6 protein-coding genes and 1 pseudogene are annotated in these 5937 nt (G+C 67.0%); 2 read left to right on the forward strand and 5 right to left on the reverse strand.

Going from position 1 to position 5937, the window contains the following annotated elements; all coding sequences use genetic code 11:
- The 3 genes from WB508_RS04175 to WB508_RS04185 form a co-directional block, all read right to left on the reverse strand.
- The coding region (locus WB508_RS04175) for an FAD-binding oxidoreductase (RefSeq protein ID WP_423843626.1) at positions 1–522 on the reverse strand (522 nt) is incomplete at its 3' end.
- 15 nt (positions 523–537) lie between these two features.
- Positions 538–1224 (reverse strand): GntR family transcriptional regulator, encoded by a 687-nt coding sequence (locus WB508_RS04180; protein ID WP_423843627.1) that lies wholly within the window; start codon positions 1222–1224, stop codon positions 538–540.
- Complete coding sequence (locus tag WB508_RS04185; protein ID WP_423843628.1) at positions 1221–2510, reverse strand: hydroxyacid-oxoacid transhydrogenase; 1290 nt, start codon at positions 2508–2510, stop codon at positions 1221–1223. Before WB508_RS04185 ends, WB508_RS04180 begins: the two co-directional genes overlap by 4 nt.
- Positions 2511–2619: 109 nt before the next feature.
- On the opposite strand from WB508_RS04185, the gene WB508_RS04190 reads away from it, so the two are divergent.
- The gene (locus tag WB508_RS04190; RefSeq protein WP_423843629.1) at positions 2620–3771 is read left to right on the forward strand and encodes a hypothetical protein; all 1152 of its coding nucleotides are present in this window, start codon (positions 2620–2622) and stop codon (positions 3769–3771) included.
- An 18-nt stretch (positions 3772–3789) separates the two neighbouring features.
- On the opposite strand, the gene WB508_RS04195 is transcribed toward WB508_RS04190, so the two are convergent.
- Positions 3790–4251, reverse strand: a complete 462-nt coding sequence (locus WB508_RS04195) for an NUDIX hydrolase (RefSeq protein ID WP_423843630.1) — start codon at positions 4249–4251, stop codon at positions 3790–3792.
- 46 nt (positions 4252–4297) lie between these two features.
- On the opposite strand from WB508_RS04195, the gene WB508_RS04200 reads away from it, so the two are divergent.
- The gene (locus WB508_RS04200; protein ID WP_423843631.1) at positions 4298–5404 is read left to right on the forward strand and encodes an acyltransferase family protein; all 1107 of its coding nucleotides are present in this window, start codon (positions 4298–4300) and stop codon (positions 5402–5404) included.
- Positions 5405–5476: 72 nt separating this feature from the next.
- Here WB508_RS04200 and WB508_RS04205 read toward each other — a convergent pair.
- Positions 5477–5937 (reverse strand): annotated as a pseudogene (locus WB508_RS04205) (DNA-directed RNA polymerase subunit beta'); the annotation flags it as partial.

Raw genomic sequence — 5937 nt, forward strand, 5'->3', positions numbered from 1 at the left:
ATGCAAGCCGGCGACGTTGTCAGCGCTTCGGCCGTATCCCAGGGCTCGGTTGCCGCACGCGTTGTTTCCGATCATGCCCCCGACGGTGCACCGGGTGTGGGTCGATGGATCGGGGCCGTACCGCAGACCGTGTGGCGCAGCAGATCGCTGCAGGGCGGCGTGGACCACGCCCGGGTCGACCCGGGCGGTCCGTGCCTCGAGATCGACCTCGTGCACCCGGTTGAGGTGTCGGCTGAAGTCCATCACGACCCCCGCACCGATGGCATTGCCGGCGATCGAGGTGCCCGCTCCGCGTGACGTGAGCGGCACGCCCGTCTCGGCGCAAGCAGTGACGACCGCCAGCACGTCCTCAACACTGCGTGGATGCACCACCACGGCAGGCTCGACGCGGTACAGCGAGGCGTCGGTGCTGTAGAGGGCGCGGGCCAAGGTCGAATCGTCGACGTCGCGGACGCCAAGACGCCGCATGGTGGCCGCAACATCGCGAGCTGCGATGACACCTGCGGGCGATCGTGCGGACATGGGTAGCATGCTACTTCACGAGCGCGATGCCCACGTGCGCACGGCGAGTTGTGCGCCGACCTCGTCGAGCAGCAGCGCCGCGGTGTGCTCGAGGTGCTCGCGCATGGCCGTCGCAGCGGCGGCCGCGTCGCCAGCGGCGACCGCTTCGACGATGGGGGCGTGCTCCTCGGCGACATCTGCCATCGTGCGCGAGCGGCCCATCGTCGACACGCCTCGCACCTGGATGGAGTCGCGCAGGCGATCGACTTCGCGGGTCAGCAGCACGTTGCCGAGCGCCTCTCCCAACGCGGCGTGCAGGGCGCGATCGTGCCAGGTGAACGCCACCTCGTCACCGGTTCGCGCTGCCGACCGCATGGCCTCCAACTCCGTGCTCAACCGGCCCACCAGGATGTCGTCGGCGGACTCGGCAGCTCCAGCAGCGGCCGGAACCTCCAACATCAGCCGCAGCTCGAACACGTCACGGACATCCTCGGCGCGGACGCCTCGGATCGTGATGCCGCGATTGCGCTCGATCGTCACCAGTCCCAGATCGGCCAGCCGCAGCACCGCCTCACGCACTGGCGTGCGCGACACGCCGAGCTCGTCGGACAGCCGGTAGACCGAATGACGACTGCCCGGACCGAGCTCGCCGGTGAGAATTTGCTGCCGCAGCCGCACGAACACGTCATCGGTCGTCGACCTGCGGTCGGGAGCGTTGGTCACCAGAGCTCGATCGACTGCTGAAGGATCGTGGCGATGTCGTCCGCGCGCACCTCGCGCGGCGCCGTGGCCAACAGCCGCTGCTGCATCATCGTGCCCTCGACCAGCCCGCCGATGTCAGAGCTGTCGAACCCGACCTCGGCCAGACCGGACGGGATCCCGACGTCACGCATCACGGCCGCCAGCACGGACGGCAGGAACTCGGCCGCGTCGTCAGGGCGAAGCGCCGCAGGCGCCAGCAGCTCGGCAGCGCGCACGTGGCGGTCAGGAGCCGCGTCAAAGGTGAAACGAAAGGCGGCCGGCGCACTGAGCGAGACGGCCATGCCGTGCGGCACCATGGCGTGATCGGCGTCATAACCTGCGGGGCGGAAGTTCTTGACCTGGCCGGCAATCGGATAAGCGTTGGCGTGCGGGATGTGGACACCTGCATTGCCGAATCCGAGACCGGCAAACGTGGCAGCCATCGCCATCTGCGTCCGAGCCTCGAGATCGTCGCCGTGGCGCACGGCTGTCCGAAACGACGTGGCCATCAGGCTCAACGCCTTCTCTGACCACATGTCGGCGATCGGATTCGCGCCGCAGTACGGCACGCGCTGATTGGCTTGCTTGTGCTCATAGGACGTGAAGGGTCGCGCCGTGTAGCTCTCCAGTGCGTGACACAAGATGTCAAGGCCGGACGCGGCTGTCACGCCATCGGGCTGAGTGAGGGTCAGCTGAGGGTCGACCACAGCAAGCGTCGGGCGCAGACGAGAGTGCGAGATGCCGGTCTTGACGTGCTGACTCACCACGTCCAGCACGCAGATCGTCGTGCTCTCGCTTCCCGTGCCGGTGGTGGTGGGGATCGCCACCAGCGGCAGAAGGGGCTTCGCGGGCGCCCGGCCGCCGCCGACGGGGGCGTTGACATAGTCCATCAGCTCGCCCTCGTTGGTCACGAGCAGATTGACTGCCTTGGCGGTGTCGATGCTGCTGCCTCCACCGATCGCGACGATGACGTCGAACGGCCCCTCGGCGCGACCGAAGGCGATCGCCTCCTCGAGGCTTCCATCGGTCGGCTCGACCCGGGCGCGGTCGAACAGCACCGCCTCCATGCCGCTGCGCGCCAAGGTCTGGATGATCTCGGCGGGCGAGCCGGTGGCGGCGACGCCCGGGTCGGTGACGACCAGCACCCGCTGCGCGCCGAGCTGGGCCAGGTCGTGACCGAGCTCGAATCGTGCTCCGACACCGAACTTCAGCCCGGGCGCTCCGTAGGTGAATACGGTCTCGGGACGCTCGGGTGCGAACTGGTTCACGGGTGAACCTCCTGTGTCGTGATGCTCAGCACCCTACGCAAACGACCTCCTGCGCGAGAGCCGCTGGGTGGAGGAATCTAGGCTGGGGCTCGAAGGAGACCGCGTGTTCATGAGCAAGTCCCACCGCATCGCTGCCTCGGCGGCCGCCCTCGCGATCGTGGCGTCCGGCTGTCAGGCCTCGACCGGCGACCCCGATCCGACCCCGTCGACTGCCTCGTCGAGCGCTCCCACGCCCGCCCCGACGGCCGATGACTCCGATCTTGCACCTTTTGAGTCCGGGCCGGAGAGCCCGCTCGGGTACGGCCTGCAGGTCCCCGACGGCGCCACCCAGCTCGGCCCGTTGACCCGCATCCGCAGCGAACAGCTCATCGCCACCTACGCCCCCGACCTGCAGGCCGCCGAGGCACAAGAGGCCGCTGACGCGCGTGCCAAGCTGGCCGAGCGCCAGTCCGAAGATCCCACCGCCACCGCCCCCACCCCGGCTCCTGACGACCGGCCGAGCGACGACACCTTCACCACCTTGGAGGACGAGCCACTTCCCGACACGGTCATCTCGGTGATGCGGATCGACGGTGATCCGACCCAGGTGGTGGGTCGCATGCTGGCGCAGCTGGAGGCCATGCTGCCGAAGGCCGACGTGCCGACCGATCTGGACTCATGGTGCGAGTCGACGAAGAAACGCATCTCCGCATGTCGACTTGACGTCAGCGGGACCACGTCGGACCAACGCGAGGTCAACGTCATCGTGACGGTGGATCCTGGCAACGTCAAGACTCGCACGGCAGCACCGTCGGCGTTGCGCCGTCCCGTCATGACGCTGCAGCTCAAGTACGTCGGCGATCCCCGCATCGGTCAGGTCGAACGAGAGTCTGGCGACATCGGCGACGTGCGGGAGGTGCAGGACACGCCGGACCCCTCGGGTCTGCTCTGGCCGAGCATGGATCTGGACGCCCCCCGCTCCACTCCTCTGGCTGACGACTTCGTTGCTCCCGACGACGCGACGATCCTGCTCAGCGGGTTCAAGCCGTCATTCGTGGAGCTGACGACCGACAAGGCTGCGTCGGCCGACAGCCTGGCCGAGAAGTGGGTCGCCGACCGTGCCGACGGTCCGATCGCCAAGGACGTGGCCGTCGAGCTCAACGAGGTCAGCACGACCTACAGCGGCACCAAGGGCGACACCTTCTACCGTGCGACCTACGTGCTGTCGGCCCGCGGCAACTACGTGCTGCTGATGGTGTACCCGCCCGACAGCACCTCCTGACGTCCGGCCGCCCCGCCCTCACTCCGAGAACTGCTCCCGACGCTCCAGGACGTGGGTGACCATGGGAAGCACGCGCAGGTCGCCGACATCTTCCAGCCGGACCCATTGCGCCAGATCCGTGCTGCCTCCCACGTCGATCACCTGCAGTGGCACGTCTGCATCGACAGTGACCGCGAACAGCAGATGGACCCCGTGATAGTCCTCGTACCGGTCGTCGCGACCGATGTCGACCACGTGCACGTCATGCACGTCCACGAGCCGGACCGTCACGGCACGTAGTCCGGTTTCCTCATAGAGCTCGCGTTCGACCGCCAGGCGCGGCGACTCTCCGTGGTCCACTCCCCCGCCGGGCAGCGTCCACGCGCCGGGCGGGAATCCGACTGGCGAGATCCGCGTCAGCAACACCCGTTCGTCCCCGTGGTCGGTGCGGAAGACGATCGCGTACGCGCCCAGTCGTTGGGTGCAGTGGGCGTCGTTCATCAGTGCCTTCCAGTCGGCGTGCGGTTCCCCCCTAGAATCGCAGATCATGAGCGCCCTGGAATCACTACCGGTCGTCACTGCAGCTCCCAAGGAGCGAGTGGCCTATCTCGACAACGCCCGCTACTGGGTCATGCTGCTGGTCGTCATTGGTCACTCGCTGACCCAGTTCGTGGCCATGGACTCAGCGCGGGCGGTGTACGTGTGGATCTACGCCTTCCACATGCCCTTCTTCATCGTGATCTCCGGCTACACGGCCCGCCGCTACATGGGCGATGCGCGCCAGGTGAAACGCATCATCAGCACGCTGGTCGTGCCGTATCTGCTCGTGGAGACCACGCTGCAGCTGCTCATGCGGCACTACACCGGTCGACCGGATCCGTTGGCGCTGCTGTCCCCGCAATGGCTCGGGTGGTTCCTCGCCGCACTGTTCGTGTGGCGCCTGACCACCCCCATCTGGCGCGCGTTGAAGTACCCGATCACCACGTCGATCGTCATCTCGTTGCTGGTGGGTCTGATCGAGGTGCCCAATGTGCTGGCCCTGCCCAAGATCCTCGGCTTTCTGCCGTTCTACGTCGTGGGCTTGCACATGACCCGCGAGCGCTTCCTGACGTTGTCTCGCACCCCGGTACGGATCGCGTCAGCAATCATTCTCACCGTGGCGTTCGTCCTGTGCTACCTGTACTCACGCAACTGGACGACCGATTGGTTGCTGTACAAGGCCCGCTACGACGAATCGCCCCTGAACTCGACCCCGCTGGAGGGGATCACGCAGCGTGCCGAGCTGCTGGTCATCGGTTTCACCCTGTCGTTCGCTGCGCTCGCGCTGATACCCCGGCGGCGCTCATGGACCACTCGCCTCGGTCAGCGCACGTTCTACTGCTACCTGCTGCACGGGTACATCATCTTGATCCTCAACCAGCAGTTCGGTCTGTTCGACACGCTGGAGGCTTACGGCGTCGTGGCCGTCATCGGCGCCATCATCGCGGCCATCGCGCTGGCCAACCTGCTGATGCTCGAGGTGGTCAGGCGAGTCTTCCGACCGCTCTTCGAACCCAATCTGACCTGGCTGTTTCGCGAGGTCGCCACCTCCTCCGACCAGTCACGGACACCCGCTGCAGAGTCACCGGCCGTGAGCCCCACCCGTTCGGTGTGACTCGTCGGCGGACGACGAAACAGGCCCCCCACCCACACGGGTGAGGGGCCTGCGGTCGACTGAAGCCGACGGTCAGCTGTTCTCGAAGGAGAAGTCGCTGTCGTCGAGCATCACCGGTGCCTGGTCGCCGCCGAAACCGTAGTCGTAGTCGCCATAGCCGGTGACGGCGTAGGCGGCCTGACGAGCCTCTTCGGTGGGCTCCACCTTGATGTTGCGGTAGCGATCCAGACCGGTGCCGGCCGGGATCAGCTTGCCGATGATGATGTTTTCCTTCAGACCACGCAGCGAGTCGGACTTGCCGTGGATCGCAGCATCGGTGAGGACGCGGGTCGTCTCCTGGAAGGAGGCGGCCGACAGCCACGACTCGACAGCCAGCGAGGCCTTCGTGATGCCCATCAGGACCGGTCGGCCGGAGGCGGGGGTGCCACCTTCGGCGACGACGCGACGGTTCTCCTCCTCGAAGACCGCGCGGTCGACCAGATCACCCGGGATGAGCTTGGCAGCGCCCTGCTCGATCACGGTGACGCGACGCA

Source organism: Aeromicrobium sp., assembly GCF_049586495.1.
GTDB lineage: Bacteria > Actinomycetota > Actinomycetes > Propionibacteriales > Nocardioidaceae > Aeromicrobium.

Excerpts from the sequence above, each read along its gene's own strand:
- WB508_RS04195 (WP_423843630.1), bottom strand. The coding sequence starts at position 4,251 with ATGAACGACGCCCACTGCACCCAACGACTGGGCGCGTACGCGATCGTC.
- WB508_RS04190 (WP_423843629.1), top strand. The coding sequence starts at position 2,620 with ATGAGCAAGTCCCACCGCATCGCTGCCTCGGCGGCCGCCCTCGCGATC.
- WB508_RS04200 (WP_423843631.1), top strand. The coding sequence starts at position 4,298 with ATGAGCGCCCTGGAATCACTACCGGTCGTCACTGCAGCTCCCAAGGAG.